This is a genomic window from Enteractinococcus helveticum, from assembly GCF_001657475.1.
Taxonomy (GTDB): Bacteria; Actinomycetota; Actinomycetes; order Actinomycetales; family Micrococcaceae; genus Yaniella; species Yaniella helvetica.
Genome location: NZ_LXEY01000111.1, coordinates 1 through 17,764, shown reverse-complemented (window position 1 = coordinate 17,764; position 17,764 = coordinate 1). Strand labels below are relative to the sequence as shown.

At 56.4% G+C, this 17,764-nt stretch carries 17 protein-coding genes; 12 read left to right on the top strand and 5 right to left on the bottom strand.

The genetic code is table 11. From position 1 onward, the window contains the following. Positions 1 to 22: 22 nt before the first annotated feature. Both A6F49_RS15520 and A6F49_RS15515 read left to right on the top strand, forming a co-directional pair. Entirely contained in the window at positions 23 to 277 is a 255-nt protein-coding gene (locus A6F49_RS15520) for a sarcosine oxidase subunit delta (protein ID WP_043055491.1), read from the top strand. After that, entirely contained in the window at positions 274 to 3,786 is a 3,513-nt protein-coding gene (locus tag A6F49_RS15515) for a 2Fe-2S iron-sulfur cluster-binding protein (protein WP_043055490.1), read from the top strand. Before A6F49_RS15520 ends, A6F49_RS15515 begins: the two co-directional genes overlap by 4 nt. A gap of 49 nt (positions 3,787 to 3,835) precedes the next feature. On the opposite strand, the gene A6F49_RS15510 is transcribed toward A6F49_RS15515, so the two are convergent. Further along, positions 3,836 to 4,333 carry a DUF3237 domain-containing protein gene (locus tag A6F49_RS15510; protein WP_052499943.1) on the bottom strand — a complete coding sequence of 166 codons (498 nt, stop codon included), beginning with the start codon at positions 4,331 to 4,333 and terminating at the stop codon, positions 3,836 to 3,838. Positions 4,334 to 4,455: 122 nt separating this feature from the next. On the opposite strand from A6F49_RS15510, the gene A6F49_RS15505 reads away from it, so the two are divergent. The 10 genes from A6F49_RS15505 to ald all read left to right on the top strand — a co-directional run bounded on the left by A6F49_RS15505 (position 4,456) and on the right by ald (position 13,194). After that, the gene (locus A6F49_RS15505) at positions 4,456 to 5,733 is read left to right on the top strand and encodes a sensor histidine kinase (RefSeq protein WP_043055489.1); all 1,278 of its coding nucleotides are present in this window, start codon (positions 4,456 to 4,458) and stop codon (positions 5,731 to 5,733) included. After that, positions 5,721 to 6,395: a LuxR C-terminal-related transcriptional regulator gene (locus tag A6F49_RS15500; RefSeq protein ID WP_043055488.1), complete on the top strand. Its 675-nt coding sequence runs from the start codon at positions 5,721 to 5,723 to the stop codon at positions 6,393 to 6,395. The genes A6F49_RS15505 and A6F49_RS15500 overlap by 13 nt, the downstream gene beginning before the upstream one ends. A 2-nt stretch (positions 6,396 to 6,397) precedes the next feature. Continuing rightward, entirely contained in the window at positions 6,398 to 7,264 is an 867-nt protein-coding gene (locus tag A6F49_RS15495) for a DUF4097 family beta strand repeat-containing protein (protein ID WP_052499942.1), read from the top strand. Positions 7,265 to 7,426: 162 nt separating this feature from the next. Beyond that, positions 7,427 to 8,050: a SipW-dependent-type signal peptide-containing protein gene (locus A6F49_RS15490; RefSeq protein WP_043055487.1), complete on the top strand. Its 624-nt coding sequence runs from the start codon at positions 7,427 to 7,429 to the stop codon at positions 8,048 to 8,050. An 83-nt stretch (positions 8,051 to 8,133) separates the two neighbouring features. Next, on the top strand, positions 8,134 to 8,736 hold the full coding sequence (locus A6F49_RS15485) for a SipW-dependent-type signal peptide-containing protein (protein WP_052504639.1): 603 nt from the start codon (positions 8,134 to 8,136) through the stop codon (positions 8,734 to 8,736). 4 nt (positions 8,737 to 8,740) lie between these two features. Then, a complete protein-coding gene (locus A6F49_RS15480; protein ID WP_067605860.1) occupies positions 8,741 to 9,967 on the top strand; it encodes a signal peptidase I in 1,227 nt (408 codons plus the stop codon). Beyond that, positions 9,964 to 10,473, top strand: coding sequence for a hypothetical protein (locus A6F49_RS15475; RefSeq protein WP_043055486.1), 510 nt, complete (start codon positions 9,964 to 9,966; stop codon positions 10,471 to 10,473). The genes A6F49_RS15480 and A6F49_RS15475 overlap by 4 nt, the downstream gene beginning before the upstream one ends. 123 nt (positions 10,474 to 10,596) lie before the next feature. Further along, positions 10,597 to 10,827: a hexameric tyrosine-coordinated heme protein gene (locus A6F49_RS15470; RefSeq protein WP_052499940.1), complete on the top strand. Its 231-nt coding sequence runs from the start codon at positions 10,597 to 10,599 to the stop codon at positions 10,825 to 10,827. A gap of 90 nt (positions 10,828 to 10,917) precedes the next feature. Continuing rightward, positions 10,918 to 11,982 (top strand): tellurite resistance/C4-dicarboxylate transporter family protein, encoded by a 1,065-nt coding sequence (locus tag A6F49_RS15465; RefSeq protein WP_235605037.1) that lies wholly within the window; start codon positions 10,918 to 10,920, stop codon positions 11,980 to 11,982. A gap of 69 nt (positions 11,983 to 12,051) precedes the next feature. Next, the gene (gene ald / locus A6F49_RS15460; RefSeq protein WP_043055484.1) at positions 12,052 to 13,194 is read left to right on the top strand and encodes an alanine dehydrogenase; all 1,143 of its coding nucleotides are present in this window, start codon (positions 12,052 to 12,054) and stop codon (positions 13,192 to 13,194) included. Between the two features lie 141 nt (positions 13,195 to 13,335). Here the strand turns inward: ald and A6F49_RS15455 are convergent, their stop codons facing one another. The 4 genes from A6F49_RS15455 to A6F49_RS15440 form a co-directional block, all read right to left on the bottom strand. Next, on the bottom strand, positions 13,336 to 14,451 hold the full coding sequence (locus tag A6F49_RS15455; RefSeq protein ID WP_043055483.1) for a UvrD-helicase domain-containing protein: 1,116 nt from the start codon (positions 14,449 to 14,451) through the stop codon (positions 13,336 to 13,338). Then, positions 14,448 to 16,073 (bottom strand): ATP-dependent nuclease, encoded by a 1,626-nt coding sequence (locus A6F49_RS15450; protein ID WP_161485835.1) that lies wholly within the window; start codon positions 16,071 to 16,073, stop codon positions 14,448 to 14,450. The genes A6F49_RS15455 and A6F49_RS15450 overlap by 4 nt, the downstream gene beginning before the upstream one ends. A gap of 295 nt (positions 16,074 to 16,368) precedes the next feature. After that, on the bottom strand, positions 16,369 to 17,064 hold the full coding sequence (locus A6F49_RS15445; RefSeq protein ID WP_235605036.1) for a trimeric intracellular cation channel family protein: 696 nt from the start codon (positions 17,062 to 17,064) through the stop codon (positions 16,369 to 16,371). A gap of 122 nt (positions 17,065 to 17,186) precedes the next feature. Next, the gene (locus A6F49_RS15440) at positions 17,187 to 17,651 is read right to left on the bottom strand and encodes a hypothetical protein (RefSeq protein WP_043055482.1); all 465 of its coding nucleotides are present in this window, start codon (positions 17,649 to 17,651) and stop codon (positions 17,187 to 17,189) included. Between the last annotated feature and the right edge of the window lie 113 nt (positions 17,652 to 17,764).

Genomic DNA, 17,764 nt, shown 5'->3' with positions numbered 1-17,764 from the left:
AATCACGACAAGGAGCAAGGTTATGATGCAAATCAACTGCCCGTGGTGCGGGCTACGCAATGCCACCGAATTCAAACAGCACGGTGAAAAACCACCACGGCCCGATGTTGCCAACGCAACAAGAGAGCAATGGGCCGACTACCTGTACTTCCGCAATAACACGTGGGGTGTGGTCAAAGAGCAGTGGTTCCACTCGGCTGGTTGCCGCCAATTCTTCATGCTGCACCGTGACACGTTTGCGAATAAAGCCATCCGTTCCGAAGGAGACGTTCGATGACCCCGTCTGATCACAATCAACCGCTGCGTCTAGGGACCCAGCCCAACGAGGAAATTGATCGCTCCCAACGCGTCACGTTTACCTGGAATGGCAAAACCTACACTGGGTATCAGGGTGACACGATTGTCTCGGCCCTGTATGCCGCCGGTGAGCGCATGTTCTCGCGTTCGATGAAGTACCACAGTCCGCGAAGCGTGTTGACCGGAACTCTGCACGATCCGGGAACGATTATGCAGGTCGACGACGAACCAAACGTGCGTGGTGCACACCGTCAGATCGAAAACGGCATGAACGTCAACTCCCAGAACACCTGGCCGTCGCTGAAATACGATATTCGCGCTGTGAACCAACTGGGCGCGCGATTCCTTGGCCCTGGGTTTTACTACAAGACGTTCATGAAACCCGACTTCCTGCGCCCCGCATACCAGCGCGTACTGCGCGGATTCGTGCACGGTGGGAAAGTCTCGCAAGAGCGTCCGGAAGAAACCTATGAGAAGCGTTACGCCCACACCGACGTCTTGGTGGCCGGTGGTGGCCCGGCGGGAATGGAAGCAGCCCTGGCAGCTGCAGCCTCGGGCGCATCCGTCATGTTGGTCGAAGAAGATCACCAGCTGGGCGGTCACCTGCGTTGGTCCGACGGTGAGCTGGCACGTCAGCTGCGTTCCCAAGTCATTGCGAACCCGAACATCACGGTCTACACCAACACCACGGTGGCGGCACGCTATGATGACAACTGGCTGGCCGTTGTACAACGGTCTCCGGAACCCGGCATGGGCGAACGGATGATCAAGACCCGCGCCCGCAGCCTGGTGGTTGCCGCTGGTCTGTTGGAACGCCCATATGTTTTTGAAGGCAACGACCTACCCGGCGTCATGCTTTCCACGGCAGCCCGTCGTCTAATCCACCTGTACTCGGTGCGCCCTGGTGGCCGGGCGGTTGTGCTGACTGCTAACCCCGAGGGTGATGCAACCGTTGAAGATCTGCGCAACGCTGGCGTAGAAGTGGTCGCCGTCGTCGATGCTCGCCAGGGTGACACGGTGGTTCGGGCAACCGGACGCGGTCGTGTCCAATCCGTTGAACTGTCGACCGGCCAAAAGATTGCCGCCGATCTGCTGGTGACCGCTGTGGGTTGGACTGCTCCGACCTCGCTGCTGAATATGTCGGGCGATAAGCCCTATTACGAGCCGCAAGCCGCACGCTTTATACCCGGAGGCACCGACGAAGGTGTCTATGCAGCCGGTGGGATTTCTGGAGACGGCACCGTGCAGCAGTTGCGCGATCACGGTGCCGCCGTCGGCGCTCGTGCCGCAGCGCATGCCCTGGCACAGCGCAGCCTGAAGATCGCCTCGGCACCAACTGTGGCAGGACAAACTGAAGTCCCTGCGGCGCAGAACCTGCCGGAAGTCCAGCCATTGCCAGTCCCGCAACACCCTGAGCTGTTCCGCTCATCCACCCACGGTTTTGTGGACTATTCCGAAGACATCACCTCATCGGATCTCCAAGCCGCAGTGGCCGAAGGCTACGACTCGGTCGAGCTGGTCAAACGGTTTACGACCGTGACCATGGGACCACTACAGGGCAAGATCGAGCTGGTGAACTTCATTGCCGTCGTCGCTGAAGCCACCGGTAAGACCATCGCCGAGTCCGGGACCACAACCTGGCGGCCAATGTATGCTCCAGTGACCCTGGGAGCACTGGCTGGTCAGAAATATGATCCGATTCGCTACTCCTCGATCCAGTCGTGGCACGAGGCGCACGGTGCCAAACCGATGGTGGCCGGCCAATGGATTCGCCCGGAACACTATGGCGATCCACAGGCTGAAGTGCGTCGAGTCCGTGACGGCGTCGGCATTATCGATGTGTCTCCACTGGGCAAGATCGACCTGCGCGGACCTGATGTGCCAAAACTACTCAACCTGCTCTACACCAATAAATGGTCCAAGCTGGGCATCGGCAAGGTCCGCTACGGTGCCATGGTGTCTGAAGATGGTGTGGTCATGGACGACGGCGTGACCGCCCGACTCGATGAAGACCACTACCTGATGACCACCACGACCGGTGGCGCCGGCCGGGTCTGGGACTGGATTGAAGAATGGTTGCAAACCTTCCACCCAGAATGGCAGGTCAACGCGACCCCGGTCTCGACCGCCTACACCAGTATCAACATCGCCGGTCCGCACTCACGCACGCTGGTGTCGCGGCTGACCGATGTGGATGTCTCCGCTGATGCCTTCAAATACATGGAAGTGCGCACCGGAACGGTCGCCGGAGTCGAGAACTCGATCCTGTGGCGCATCGGGTTCACCGGGGAACTCTCCTATGAAATCCACGTGCCAGCCGCCTATGGTTTGCACGTCTGGGAGACCCTGTTAGAAGTCGGCAAGGATCTGGGCGTTGGCCCATTTGGTCTCGAAGCTCAGCGTATTCTGCGTCTGGAATCCGGGCACCTGATTGTCGGTCAGGATACTGACGGACTGACCAAGGCCTACAGTGCCGGCCTCGATTGGGCTGTCAAACTCGATAAAGAGGACTTTGTGGGCAAACCGGAACTGCTCTGGCAGCAAGAAAGCCAAAGTGGTGCCAGTTTGGTTGCGGTCCAACCGGTCGATACCCATGTGGTTCCAGGCGAAGCGAGCCAAGTGATTTATGGCAACGGGACGATTGCCGGACGCATCACCTCCTCGCGGTTCTCCCCGACCCTGAACCGTTCTATCTGTCTGGCCCAGGTCGACAAGTCGCTGGCCAAACCCGGCACCATGATCACCATCCGCCAGACTGACGGCACGACCATCCAGGCCAAAGTCATGGAGGGGCTGACCGCTGTCGATCCCGAGGGCAACCGGTTGGATAATGACAGTCAACCAGAGGCACTCGTGGAGCTCAGCGAACCAATCGGTCGCAGCCCGGTGCGGGTCGGCAATGCCACGGCCTTGCTTGCCGGCTGGGAAGTTTCGGCACAACCGGCTTCTGGTCCCATGACCATCCAAGACCAGACCGTGATGACCAAGATCGAGGTTCGCAGTGCGTTTGCGGGATCAACCGCAGATAAACTGCAGGCCAGCTTCGGTCGTACCCATCGCAGCCAAGACGGCACGTTGGTGATCGGTTCTGGGCCAGGTCAGTGGCATGTTCTCGGTGAACCAGGGGCACAACAGACCATGGTCACCGAGCTACAGCAAATGGCCGATAACGCCAATGAGTTGACCTCGGTTGTGGATCTGACCCACGGTCGCGCACTGTTCCGGATCACCGGGGACGAGGCAGCAGCTGTGCTCAATAAGTTGTGCTCACTGGAACTGTCCGATGACATCGTGCCAGATGGCTCAGCCATGCGCGGCAGTGTCGCCGGGGTCGTCACCGATATTATTCGCGACGACGTCGATGGCACCCTGAGCTACCTGGTCCACTGCGAGCGCTCCTCAGGTCAGTACCTGTGGGATACGCTGCTGGATGCAGGAGCGGAATATCGCCTAGCCGAAGTGGGCTACGCGATGGCCTACTCGAACTAGAACAAACACTTGTGGTGGCCGGTCCAATACGGGCCGGCCACCACGGTATTTAACGCACAATCCACAGATCGATGAGCACGGCATCGGGTTCGCGCCGTCCAGAACCAATGACCACGGTGGATTCCAGCCACTGCCACGACGAGGTGTCACTATCGGCTACCTCAAAGCGGGGTGCACACCGGAAATAGATTCGCTCGGCGGGCACTTCACTGCCTTCGGCCAGGGCAGCAATGTCTTCGGCCGAGCCAGTCCGATAGGCCACGTTCATCACGAACAGGCGTGCGCCATCGTCAAGTTCAATGACGTAGCGGGCATCCAGATCCGATTCGGTGGCGCTGCGGATCACTTGAAAATCGGCTCCGGCGTTGAGAATCGCGCCCGAAACATTGGGACCGGTCAGGCTGCCGCCGGTGATGGGAATAACCCGACGTTGCCCGGCGTGCGTGCGTCCCACTTCGACCGGGGCGGCGACTTCGATGTTCAACCGCCCAAAATATTCGAGTTCGGGCGGTTCTGGCTGACTGGCTGTATGCAAAGGTGTTGTCATAGTTCCAGGGTACCCAGAACCTTAGCGACTATGGCTGAGCTAACAAACCTTCGGGTTTTCCATAATCAAAGTCTCCGGTTGCCACGGTGTTGGTTTGACCGGCGGAACCATACTGTTAAAGCATGACTTCAACATCAACACCTCCGGGGACCCACCCCACGTCACGCCCGCCCCTTCGGCTGGGCCTCACCCTGTTACATTTAGCGGTACTTGGCACACTCGGTTGGGCAGTCATTGGGCTGCTTCTCGGCGCGATCGGCGTCGGTATTGGCATGCTGTTCCTGCTCGGCCTGGGCGTCATTGTCCTGCTGGGTGTGTTCTACGTGCTCTTCGGCCTGGCCTGGCTTGAAATTGAGCGGGTCGCCAGCCTCTATGACATCCCCGCCCATCCGCTGACATGGCGCCCGCGCACCGAACCCACCTTCGGGGCATACCTGCGATCCCTGGGTGCCAACTTCGTGCACGGACGCATGTGGGCGGCACTGGGCAACTTCTTACTGGCAACCATCATGGGTGCCATCATGATCGGAGCATTCCGGTCCATGATCGCCTTGATCATTGCCTCATTTACTCCGCTTACCGACGCGGACACGGTCACCACCGCATTTGGCATCCAAATTCAATCCGGCTACGCTCCCCTGCTGTTATTGCTAGCACTGGTGTGCGCCGGGGTGATCGTCGGGCTGTTATTCCTACACCGCACCATTGCCACCGCGATCATCGGGGCAACCGCTCGCGAATCCGATCTGACCGAACGTGTGCGCACCACCGCTGTGCAACGCGAAGGTGCCATGCGAGCCGCAGAAGTGGAACGCACCCGCATCGAACGCGATCTGCACGACGGCGTCCAACCGCGACTGGTCTCCCTGGGTATGACCCTGGGCTTGGCCAAACAACATATTGACGACCGCCCCGAACAGGCCAAAGAGCTCATTGATGAGGCCCATACCTCAACAAAGGCAGCCATCACCGAGCTGCGCCAACTGACCCGCGGCATCTACGCCTCAGTGCTCGATGATCGTGGTCTGGATGCCGCACTGTCGGCGGTGGCTGGTCGCTCGCACATTCCCGTCAACCTGGATGTCCGGCTCCCCCACCGCTGTGATCGGGCAACCGAAGCCGCCGTCTACTTTGCGATCGCCGAGGGCCTGACCAACGCTGCAAAGCACTCCCGGGCTTCCGAAGCTCGAGTGACCGTGCGCATGCGCGACGACGACACCGGCCGCCCGTACATCTGGGCCCGCGTGGAAGATAACGGCACCGGCGGCGCCGCAGTGGTGCCGGGTGGTGGCCTGGATGGCATCACCAACCGGGTCGTGGCAGCCGGCGGTACGATTCAGGTAGATAGCCCCGTGGGTGGGCCAACAGCATTGGAAGTGAGCGTGCCATGCGCATCCTAATATGTGAAGATTCCGTGTTGCTGCGAGAAGGCCTCGTGCGCCTACTGGAACATTCCGGCCATGAAGTCGCAGCGGCCCTGCCAGACACCACCGAACTGTTTACCACCCTAGAACACGACATGCCGGATCTGGCCATCCTGGATGTGCGTCTGCCACCGACCTACTCGGACGAAGGCATCCGCGCGGCACTGCGAATCCGTGAGCAATATCCCGACCTGCCGCTGCTGGTACTATCCCAGTACGTCGAAGAGCGTTACGCATCCGAGCTGATCTCCGCGTACACCCCGGCCCTGGGCTACCTACTCAAAGACCGGGTCGCAGATGTCACGGATTTTGTGGAATCCCTTGAACAAATCCGTACCGGCGGCACCATCCTCGATCCGGAAGTGGTGGCACAGTTGTTGACCCGATCCAATCACGACAATCGCATGCAGCGCCTCACCGCACGAGAACGCACCGTGCTAGCAGCCGTGGCCGAAGGCAAATCTAACCAGGCCATCGCCGAACTGCTGCATTTGTCGGAAGCTAGCGTCGAAAAACACATCACCGCGATCTTCCAGAAACTTGAACTTGAAGCCGACGGCACCGGCAACCGCCGCGTTCTGGCCGCCCTGGCACACATCGAAAATCAGGCTGCCAGCCCGCAGCCACGACAGGACTAGTCATGAGCACTTACACCCCATACCCTCAACCCGAACCACCAGCCCCACCCAGCCCGGAACCGCGTCGCTCTGGGGCAACCAAACCCATCATGATCATCATCGCCGTCGTCGGTGCCGTCGCTCTGGTGGGCATCCTGGTGACAACCCTGTTGGCCTCGATCATCGGCTTGTCGTCTCAAGGCACCGCCAGTCACACCGCGAACACCAGCGGGGTGACCCAACTAGATCTGAATTCCAATGCCGGCAGGGTGAATATTGCCTTCGACGACGTCGATCAGGCCACCTTGGACGCCACCGGCCAGCACGCCGACCGTTGGGAATTAGTTCGCCGCGGTGATGTCTTGGCAATCAACGCTCCCGAAGCCTGGTGGTCCTGGTGCTGGTTCAACTGTGACGGCACCGAAGTCACCGTGACCCTTCCCCAAGAGCTCAACGACGGCAGCCTGAATGCCGAATTGGATCTCAACGCCGGACAGCTCAATGTCAATGGGAGTTTCAATGATCTAGCCGTCGAGCTCAACGCCGGAGAAATCAACGTTGATGGCACGGCCCGTACCCTGCAGACCGAGGTCAGCGCCGGTAATGCGAACCTGCAGCTCGCTGATGTTGAGGCTGCATCCTTTGAAATTGCCGCCGGACGAATCGATTCCGAACTCACCGGAACAGCCCCGACCACAACTGACATTGACGTCAGCGCCGGCCAGCTGATCCTCGAGTTGCCAGACGCCGAATACGCCGTGGTTTCCGATGCTTCCGCAGGAAGTTTGAACAACAATCTACGCACCGCGCCGGATGCGACCAACCGGATCACCGTCGACCTGGCTGCTGGTGATGTGACCCTGAGGCCCGGTACACCGTCTCAGCAATAACCCAGGTCAGAACGCCACAGAACTAAAGAGAAGCGAAAACCACTACTTACTAGAAGCGTCAAGTATCAGGTAGCGTTTTCGGTGGATGTCAGCACGGCTTGCTGGCATCCACCGTGTCGTTGTCCGCGACATGGGCATCCCACACCGTCCAGAGGAGACACCATGTCCCAGACCGTTACCGAACCGAAAAAACAAACGTCTCGCAAAGTTCGCGCATTACTTGCGGGCGGATTGGTCCTGGGTGTTGGTGCCGCCGTCACATTAGCAACCTGGACCGATCAGGAATGGGCGACCGGCATCTTCGGGGCCGGTTCCTTCAACATTCAATCCAGTAACGACGGCGCAACCTTCGCCGATAATGAATCCCAAGACGGAGCCGCTGCTCTAGACTTCGAGCTGACCGGTGGCGATAACCTTAACCTTGCCCCCGGAGCTACCGTGGCCGCACCTTTTGTATTGCAATTGGATGCTGACACCACCTATGACGCAAACGTGTCACTCGAAGAAGCCACCGCTACTCCCGTCGACGCAGACCTAACCTATGGCATCGTCACAGTGGATGACGTCGCAGCCTGTACCGCAGAGGCTACCGGTACCGCCGTTGTTCCTGCTGGCACCGCTATTGGCACGACCGAGGGCGCTACCGTATTCGACTTGACCGCGGGAGCAGAGGGTGCGACCGGCGCGCCAGTCACCTTGTGTTTCCAGGTAACGGCCGGTGACGGTCTGGTAGAAGGCCAAGAAATCACCGCAAGCTGGGGCTTCCTCGGCGAATCCGTCGAATAAGTGTGACGATGTCGGACAACGACTCCAGCATTGAGCCACCCCACAGCAGGCGTGCGTTGCACCACCATCGACGCACGTCTGCTATGCATCGCCGTCGAAAAATTTTGGCGCTGGCAGCTGGCGGGCTCGTACTGGGGGTCGGCGCGACCGCAACTATTGCAGCCTGGACCGATGAAACGTATTCGACCGCACAGTTTGAGGCTGGAGCATTTGCAATCGAAGCCAACGTCGATGGCACCTGGCAGAGCACCAATACTATGCAGTTCACGGCAGAGGGGTGGTTTCCCGGTGAAAGTGAAACCGCGCTCGTGTTGCTCAGGACGAGTCCAGACACCACCGTGGACGGCGAGCTGACCGTTACCGGGCAAGGTGCCACCGGTGGGCTGGCACCTCACCTCCAGTATCGCGCGACCGGCACAAACCTCGCCGCAACGGAAGCAGCAGATTTCGCTTGTCCCGCAACACTCGACTCGAGCTCAGGTTTTATCTTTGGCGGCCAAAACTCCTACGCTCGTCTAGCCCAAACGGCCGCTGCGGGAACCACCCACGTTGTGGCGGCTAGTCAGGCCGATGTGGTCGCGTATTGTTTCGAGATGCGGCTTGACCCTGAAGCTCCCAATGAGGCGCAAAATACTGCGGCCGAGCACACCTGGACGTTCTATGCGGAATCCATTGTCCCCGACTAGGTCATTGGCCGCGAAACTTGGCAATGTTGTGCTGTGGTTGTTAGCTGCGGCCGGTTCAATCTGCATTATCCTGGTCATCGTCGGAATATGGCTCAATGTGTCGATCATGATGTTTCGCACCGGCTCCATGGAACCCACCATAGAGACCGGCGCGATCGCACTGGTCCGCGAAATCCCAGCCGTAGAAATGTCTCAGGGTGATGTCGTCACGGTTGATCGCGGTGCGGACCTGCTGCCGGTCACCCACCGGGTCACAGAAATTCAAAACGTCGATGACGCCACCGGCGAGGTCACATTTGTGATGCGCGGCGATGCCAATGACGTTGATGATCCAGAGCCCTATACGACCGATACCGTGCGGCGAGCATTTTTCAGCATCCCAGGAATCGCCCCGATCATTCAGTCGTTCCAAAACCCGTACGTATTAGGTGGTTTGACCCTTGGCGCTACTGTACTGGTCATATGGGCTTTCTGGCCCCGCGCCGACGAAGACCCAACCATACAGCGGCGACAGCGCGGCAAACATCGAGCTCAAACCCTCGCTATCCCATCCCTGTTCGTCCTCATTGCACCGCTGGTGAGCGCAGACCAACCAACCACCACCGAAGTTTATGGCGACCATCTGCGGTTACGCTCAACCGGAGATATCGAGCAGATGACGAACATGGCACCGGGTGATTCGGCCACCTGGGCGGTAGACGTGTGGGCCGACGCGCCAGAACCGGGGCCTGTTGAGCTCACGCTCAGCGCTGCTGGGCATCTTGCATCTGATCCTCATGGGCTCATAATCGAGGTGGTGGTCTGCAGCCCACACCCGAAAATTACGACTTCGTGTGCTAACGGAAAGAAATCCCGCATCATCGACACGGCTCCTCTGACTGACAGGGAGACTTCAGTTGATCTAGCGACCATGCCCTCCGACGAAACTCGCAGGGTTCTACTCACAGCGACGCTCGCTCAAAACGCGCCTGATGGGCTCCAAGACTCCACCGCGATATTCCAAGTATCGGCAACAGGCCACGATGAAGAACTCAGTGTAACGCCGGGTCTGGACAAGGCCGACCACGATCCAGTCCCAGACGATGACTCGACGCTGCGGTTGGCCGGTACCGGTGTCACAGTAGGGAGCTGGGCGCTGCTAGGCGCAATGATCACCCTCGCCGGCGTATTCATTACGGTTATAACGCGTCAACGTCGGAAGCAACGCAAATCCACGAAGGAACAACCATGAATACGACATATCGAAACCGACGCCACAGCGTGGCCTGGATACTCGTTGTGTTGTTCATTATCGTGTCTGCCCTAACTCTTCCCCCGCAATCGACAGATGCAGAATGGAACCAAGGTCATCATGCGAGCGGCACATTCCAAGCTGCCAACATTGGACCGCTACGAAACTTCCAATGTGATGCTTCAAATACTCTATTAACGACACGGGTCGATTTGCGTTGGGATACCCCAGCCGAACTCGTTGGAGAAGACGTAACCTACGAAGTGTCGTGGGAAGGTTCAGGATTACTCTCCGGATCAGGAGGCCCGATAGAAGTCCGGGGAAATCAATACACGTATCGTCAGACGTTACTCACAGGTGTCTTGGATTTTGGCGTGGACTTCACCGTAGTACCAAAATTGGCTAACACGCGATGGGCCGGTGAAAGCTCTTATGCTTCTGCAAATGGATTCACGTTACTTGGGGCAGTCGGTGGGTTCGACTGCGAGATTGTAGGTCCAAACTAGCCCCGTTAGCCGCTTTTATCGAGAGAAGCGCGAACACTAGCTTTCCTCATTCACATTCTTCGTGCCGAGTCTTATGGTGGAGAGACCACCCACCAGGGTGGTTTTCATCCCTTGGAGGTCACGATGACACTGGTTCCCGGAAACTCACTGCTGACTGAAACCCCTGAAGAAGGTCGCGAATTGGCCATCGCGATTGCACGCAAAACCATCGGTGCGATTCAACCGGATGCTGACACCCGACACGTGCTGCGTCCCGGGTACGCAACTAATGCGGATTCCCTAACCATGGCGGCGCACGTCGTCGCCATTGAATTTGCCACGATTGCCGCAGCGAATAACTACTGGCGCACCTAAGGTTCATTGCGCCACCTGACCCTCACCCTCATAACTTGGCAGGTGAGGGTTTATGGTGAAATCAGTGTCATTCGCAAGCAAGGAATCATCGTGCATACCGTTCGCTCTGAAGCTTCAACTGTCCCGGAGGCCGCCAAATGGTGGAGTCCGGTCGATCTCACGCCCGGTTACTTCGCGTTGGTCATGGGCACCGGCATTGTCTCAGTTGCGCTGCACCTTTGTGGCTATGCGGTAGCTTCTGAAGTTTTGCTGGCCATCGCTGTTGTGGCCTACCTGGTGCTCGTCGCGCTGAACATCTGGCGAATCATTGCCTATCGTTCTGCCGTGATGTCTGACCTGTCTGATATCGCCCAGTCTTTCGGTTTCTTCACCTTCGTTGCCGGCAGCGGGGTGATCGGGTCGCGCCTGGCCATGGCAGGCTGGTGGACTCCTGCTGCAATGCTGCTCATTGTGGCCGCCGTCAGCTGGCTGTTCCTGGGCTATATCGTCCCCGTGGTGGCGGTATTAGGGCGTGCTGAACGACCGATTATCAAAGGCGCCAACGGGCTGTGGTTTATCTGGGTTGTCGGGGCTCAATCAGTTGCCATGTTGTCCGCTACGCTGGAACCCATCCTGACCGCTGCGCGAGAAATACTCGCCATCACCGCCGTGTTTGCATGGTCACTGGGCCTGATCCTCTACGTCGCGGTGGCCATGTTCGTAGCCCTCCGTCTGATGACTTTCCCGCTCGACCCGCGCGAATTCAATCCACCCTACTGGATCTCCATGGGAGCACTGGCCATCACCGTAGTGGCCGCCGCACGCATCGCCGAAATGGCCTCGGCACCCATGGTGGATGCCACCCGCGGCCTAGTCGCAGGCATGGCCGTGCTGTTGTGGTGTTTCGCCACCTGGTTGATCCCCGCGCTGTTCGGCGTCGGCATCTGGCGGCACCTCATTCACCGGGTGCCGCTGAGATATGAACCCAGCCTGTGGAGCATCGTCTTCCCGCTGGGTATGTACTCCGTGGCCGGGATATATCTTGGGCGAGTCAACGAATTACCCATCGTTGAGACCGTCGGCACCGCGTGGCTGTGGATAGCAGTTGCCGCTTGGGCATTAACGTTTATCGCAATGATCCGAGCGATCCTGCTGCGTATCATCCGACGTCGCTAGCTAGTTTTCTCAACGAAATCGTTGACCCGACATATAACAACCCTATTGAGAAGGAGTAAGCTGGGATTCATGTTGATTGGCGTTCCTAAAGAAATCATGAATAACGAAAACCGCGTTGCCCTGACCCACGGTGGGGTGCACGAGCTGGTCAAAGCCGGCCACACGCTGGTGGTCCAGGCCGGGGCCGGGGTTGGGTCTGGTATTAGCGATGACGATTACCGTGCTGCCGGTGCAGAACTGGTCGACGACGCCGCGCAAGTGTGGGAACGCGCCGAGATGATTCTGAAGGTCAAAGAGCCCGTGGGCGAGGAACTGACCCGCATGCGCGAAGGTCAACTCATCTTTGCCTACCTGCACCTGGCCGCCTCGGCCGAGTGCACGAAAGCCGTGCTTGATTCAAAAGTCACCGCGTTGGCCTACGAGACGGTTACCCGCGGTCGGACGTTGCCACTGTTAGCCCCGATGAGCCAGGTCGCCGGTCGACTCGCACCGGTTGCTGGTGCTTATCACCTGACCCAATCCCAGGGTGGTTCGGGCGTGCTCATGGGTGGCGTGCCGGGTACGCGTCGCGCCAACGTCGTCGTCATTGGTGGCGGTGTCGCCGGCGAAGCCGCCGGTGTCATTGCGGCAGGCATGGGCGCCAACGTCAAAGTCATTGACCTGAATCTGGAGCGCCTTGCCGAACTGGAACAAGTCCACGGCAACCGCCTGGACACCATCGCCTCGAATGCGATGAATATTGCCGAGGCCGTGGCCGATGCAGACTTGGTCATCGGTTCCGTGCTCATCCCGGGTGCGGCCGCGCCCAAACTGGTCACCGCCGAAATGGTCGAACGCATGCGCCCCGGCTCCGTACTGGTTGATATCGCCATTGACCAGGGTGGCTGTTTTGAAAACTCGCGTCCAACGACGCACCAAGACCCCACCTATAAAGTCGGCGACAAGATTTACTACTGCGTATCCAACATGCCCGGTGGCGTCCCACAGACCTCGACGGCGGCCCTGACCAACGCAACGCTGCCGTACATCCAGCGTATTGCCGCCCAGGGATGGACAAAAGCCCTCGCCGCTGATGAAGGCCTGGCCTCTGGACTGAACGCACACGACGGTAAGATCACCCACCGCGGGGTCTTCGAAGCGATGCTTGAGGAACTCCAGTTGGAACAGAACCACGACTTCCGCAACGTTCAGGACATCTTGGCCAGCGTCTAACGGAGCTAAGTTCAGAGTTTCAAAGTACCCTCCTCGGTATCTCGTTCAACCAGCGGGTGCCGAGGAGTCCATATCTTCTCTTGAGTTCGTGTAGTCAGACTTTTTATTAGTTCTCCGAGATCACTGTAAAAATATCGTAAGTCAGAATAGAACCCCAACAGATTTAGTACTTTGAACTGCCTTATCCTCTGGTACCCAAAAAGGAAACGCAGTATTGGAAGAACGTTTCTTAGTCACGATCCCTACACTGAATCTTGCGCGGGTGATCGCTACATACAGGGCTGCAAGAGACGTTTCTTCCAGCTTCGTTCCCTTTTCTAAGAAGTTACTCATGGGAAGAGTTGGATGTAGGAGCACGTCGTCAAAACTCAGTCCCTTGACCTTCCGCATATTCTTTGCCTTGGGACCAGCTTTCTTGTTACTTCGGTTCCACCGCAGATCTTGTGGTAAGTATCTGTTCCTGTAGGCATCTATATCATTCTCATGCACCAAATAAACCCCGACATGAGTTCGAGACCCCGGCGACTTTCGGGATTGTGTCGCAGGTAGGTCCGGATATAAACTGTCAGCTACATCGCAAATCTCTTGTACAGATCGGTGACAGCTCGTCTTATTACTTTTCTCTATATACGGTCTCTCATCTATCCAGGTAACGAAGCCAGAACCTCTATATTTCTTATGCTTTGACTGAGCGTTAGCCGTATAAACGGCCTGTCTCGGGTCGCATACTAGTAGAAGCTCCAACTCGGGACACTTTAACAAGAGATCAAGTAACTCAAGATCATAACCGTTCAAATCTTGAGCCTCATCTATGTATATTTCATCCCATATCAGAGCTATCCGGCGAATGACGTCACCCTCGGAAGCCTTATTGATCTCAGCAGCCGCTTGGGATAGATAATCACTGTAAACATCACGAGAATTGTCTAAGAAATATCCGTGAAAGTCGGCTACTCCTTTATACCTAGCATGGTCAGGTCTACGTTCGGTCTGGATAGAACGAATGAAGTTAGGAGTTCCTGTTTTGACAACTTGAAGTGGCCGCACACATTCACTGAGAAGGAAACTGTATAGCGTCATAGTAGTGACGTTGTCGGGATATCCTCCAGGAAGACCCCACAATCGTTCGTCAATTTGCCCAAGATTTTCATTCGTATAAGTGAGAATAAGAATGTTTGATTCGGGGCGCATCCTCGCTCTATTTACGAGCATGTCGGTCTTCCCAGAACCAGCTGCTGCGACTACCGCTTCATTCATCTGTTATTCCCCTTCCCTAAGGCATCGACAGCTTTCTGCAAATATGGTGGAAGTAATAATTTCTCTGAAGATTCAAGTAGCCTTAGGGCCGCTTCAGTCTTATTCTTGCTATTCTCCATCCAGTCTTGGACTTCTTCGTCCGTTCCAAAGTCTTTTCCTAGCATTCTGTTGAGCTTCTCATAACCATTCGCATCGACTAATTGCGGCTCAAGTGTTTTAAGTGCGTTATTTTCACCGATGCAAATAGTAACGAAGCTTTGGTCTAAGAACTCTTCGTAACGTTCCTTGGCAGACTCATAATCACCATCGTTATCTGTAATAACTACACATTCGCGTTCTAGCGGTTCTGCAAGCTCTAGAAATCGAGGAGCAGATAGACCCCTGACGTTAATTACGTCAACGCCATCATCGATGGGCATGCGTCCATGAGCATCCTTGTACGCTTTCTGTATTACCAACTCATCAGAGGGTCCCTCTACAAGAGCCACCCTCTTTGCAAGTACTAGTCGCAGCGTGTCATACCCCGAGAGCTTTGAAAAATACTTAGAGGTTTCTTTGCTCAGGCTCTCGAGACTATATGCGGTTGTGTTTCCTAATAGGAGCAGGTTAGACAAGCCAAGCTTGTTTAAAACGTAGGAACTGTGGGTGGCGATAATCAGCTGATGTTCTTCGCTGTTCTGGCGAATATGATGAACTAATTTATTCAATTCGCCAAAAGCCAGATGATTCTCCGGTTCTTCGATCAGCACCACTCTCACATCATCTGCCCGTCGGGCCAGAGCGAGCATAATCTTCAGTTTGCTCTGTTCTCCACTCCCGAGCATTGTAAAAGGGACTTTGTCTAGGTGCGGGGTCAAAGCGCTACCCCAAGTATTGTTCTTTGAAACATCGACGTCTAAAGTGAAACTTTTGCGCGTGATGCTTCCTTTTCGCATGTCGAGCGTTTCGTTGATTGTTTCAATAGAAGCCTCCGTCGAGAACTGTTCCTGCGCCCGACGATAAGCAGCAGATAATTGCGAGCGTTGTGACAGGGTTAGGGTCTCCTCTACGATCTGTTTGAGATAGTAGTCAGTTCCAGATTGAAGCCTGATTCGGGACGAATCGATTATTGCAGACCTAATAGGCACTGCACGCGGATTCACCGGTTTGCTATTAAAGCTATTCCAATCGACCTTATAAAATTCCGTGGGAACCCTAGTCAAGCCTGATGGATGCTTGATATGTTCTATGTACTCATTCCGTAAGTCGTCATCTAGCGCCGCCCGTACTCGAAATCCAGGGCACCAACGCTCTTCAGAGTTGTTGTTGCCGCTTAAATAGTTGGTCTCGTTCGACTCACTTAGGTAAAGCTCGATGAGAACCTCTGGAGGACTAATAAACTCACCGGGCGATTTTTTAAGAAAAGCCAAGTACTCTTGTGTAGCTTCTGCGTTGATAAAATGCGGATTGAGTTCACCGGAGAAGAGGCGACCCTGCCAACGTCCCGTTAGTGCAAGATTAACAGCTTCCATGATCGTGGATTTGCCTTGATCATTTGCTCCGACAATTACGTTGAGACCGGATTCAAAAGACATTTCAAATTCTCGGAACTTACGAAAATTCTTAATGAGAAGTTTCTCCACTACACGCTTTGTAGCGTTCTCATCTATGTGCTCAGTATCGGCAGAGGTTCTAGCGATAACCATCTATTCAAGTCCCTGTCTCTCTTCGCTGTGTAGTGACGATGACCTCACTGTAGTCAAGTTTGAAGGAGATGCGGGGTGTGAGTCTAAGACAGGCGTCTCAAGAAATCGTGAAGATAAAAGATCGATTCACCGCGTTTGTTATTTGAAAACAATTGAGACTCAGTTGGCTTAGTATCCACCATGCTGCGTTCAATGCCGCAGTTCGAAGCCGCAGTTCGAAGCCGGCTTCGAGCTAGTCTTGGGTTCCCACGCGCCGAAAAGTTCCAAGTGGCTGAGGTGCATTGAGCTTGAATCGAATCCCGATGATGCGGATCAGCCAGCATGTACTGGCAGCAATCACAGCTGCGGCTATTCCGTAGAGGTCGGTCATCATGGCCGCCACCGTGAGGCCAGCCCCGACCATGGCAGGAATCGCGTAGAGTCCTTCGCTCATCACCGATGGGATACGGCCCACGAGCGCATCACGAATCGTGCCGCCGCCCACTCCGGTGAGGGTTCCCAGGATCACCGCTTGCACTGGGCCGAGCCCAAATTCCAATGCTTTACTAGCACCGGTTACCGCAAAAACGCTCAGGCCCACGGCGTCGAGGACTTCGATCGGCACAGTCATGCGGCCTAAGTGTTTGGCGAAGATAAAGACGATGAACGCGCCGAAGGCTGCCACGGCCAGATATCGCCAGTCTTGGAAAGTGGCCGGTGGGAGATCATCGATCATGATGTCGCGAAGAATACCGCCACCCAACGCGGTGATCATGCCCAGGGTGAGCACACCGATGATGTCGATGCGCACGTGCCGGACGGCTGTTAGGGCCCCGTTGAGTGCGAAAGCAAAGGTGCCCAGCAGGTCCAAGAGCAGAAGCAGAATTTGTTCGGGGCTCATGTGCGCAACGTTATCCTCGGTGCCGGCGGCTTGGATCCATCGGTCCATTGTTGCGTGTCGCCCAGGCCAGTGCAAGGTCTAGCACCGCACTTGGCCAGTATTGTCGTACCAATGACGACGGGTGCAGCACTTTTTGTAGTGCCACACCCGTCGTCAAGGATCAACCAGGCTTACTGCCCTGGGGTCATCCCCATGAAATCTGCTTCAGTGACCACCTGATCATCGCTTGGCCGCTGTGGGATCTCCACCTCGTCGTCCCAAGTGAATTCCATGCGGGTGTCACCATTAGTGATGCGCACGAGCCGTGGTGCATCATGGTCTGAAGTCATACCGAGAGTCTGCGTCGCTTCGCCGTTCATAATGGCGTGCTCGCCTTCACCGTCGATGTGGTAAAACCAGCCGGTGTCTTCAGTTTCCATATCGAGCTGCATGTAGCTGCCCTCTTGCTGCAGCTCATGGAAGTTAAAACCGGTGACCTCATCGGTCTCACCGGCTTCAGCTGCAGAACGCATCTGGTCCAGCAGGTCTCCCATATTGATGGAATCTGCTGTGTCAACGCTGTCACTAATGTCGGCATATTTACCAGCGAATTCTGCCGCGACCTGGCTCCGTTGGTCTTCACCTGACTTGCACAAGTTTAGTGACCCGTTTTAGGTTGTGAGCTTGAGTCGGTCCAGGATGTGGGCTGCGCCGGGGGTGATGTCTGGCGGGAAGGTGATTTCGTGGTCGCCGATGCGGCCGGTGAATT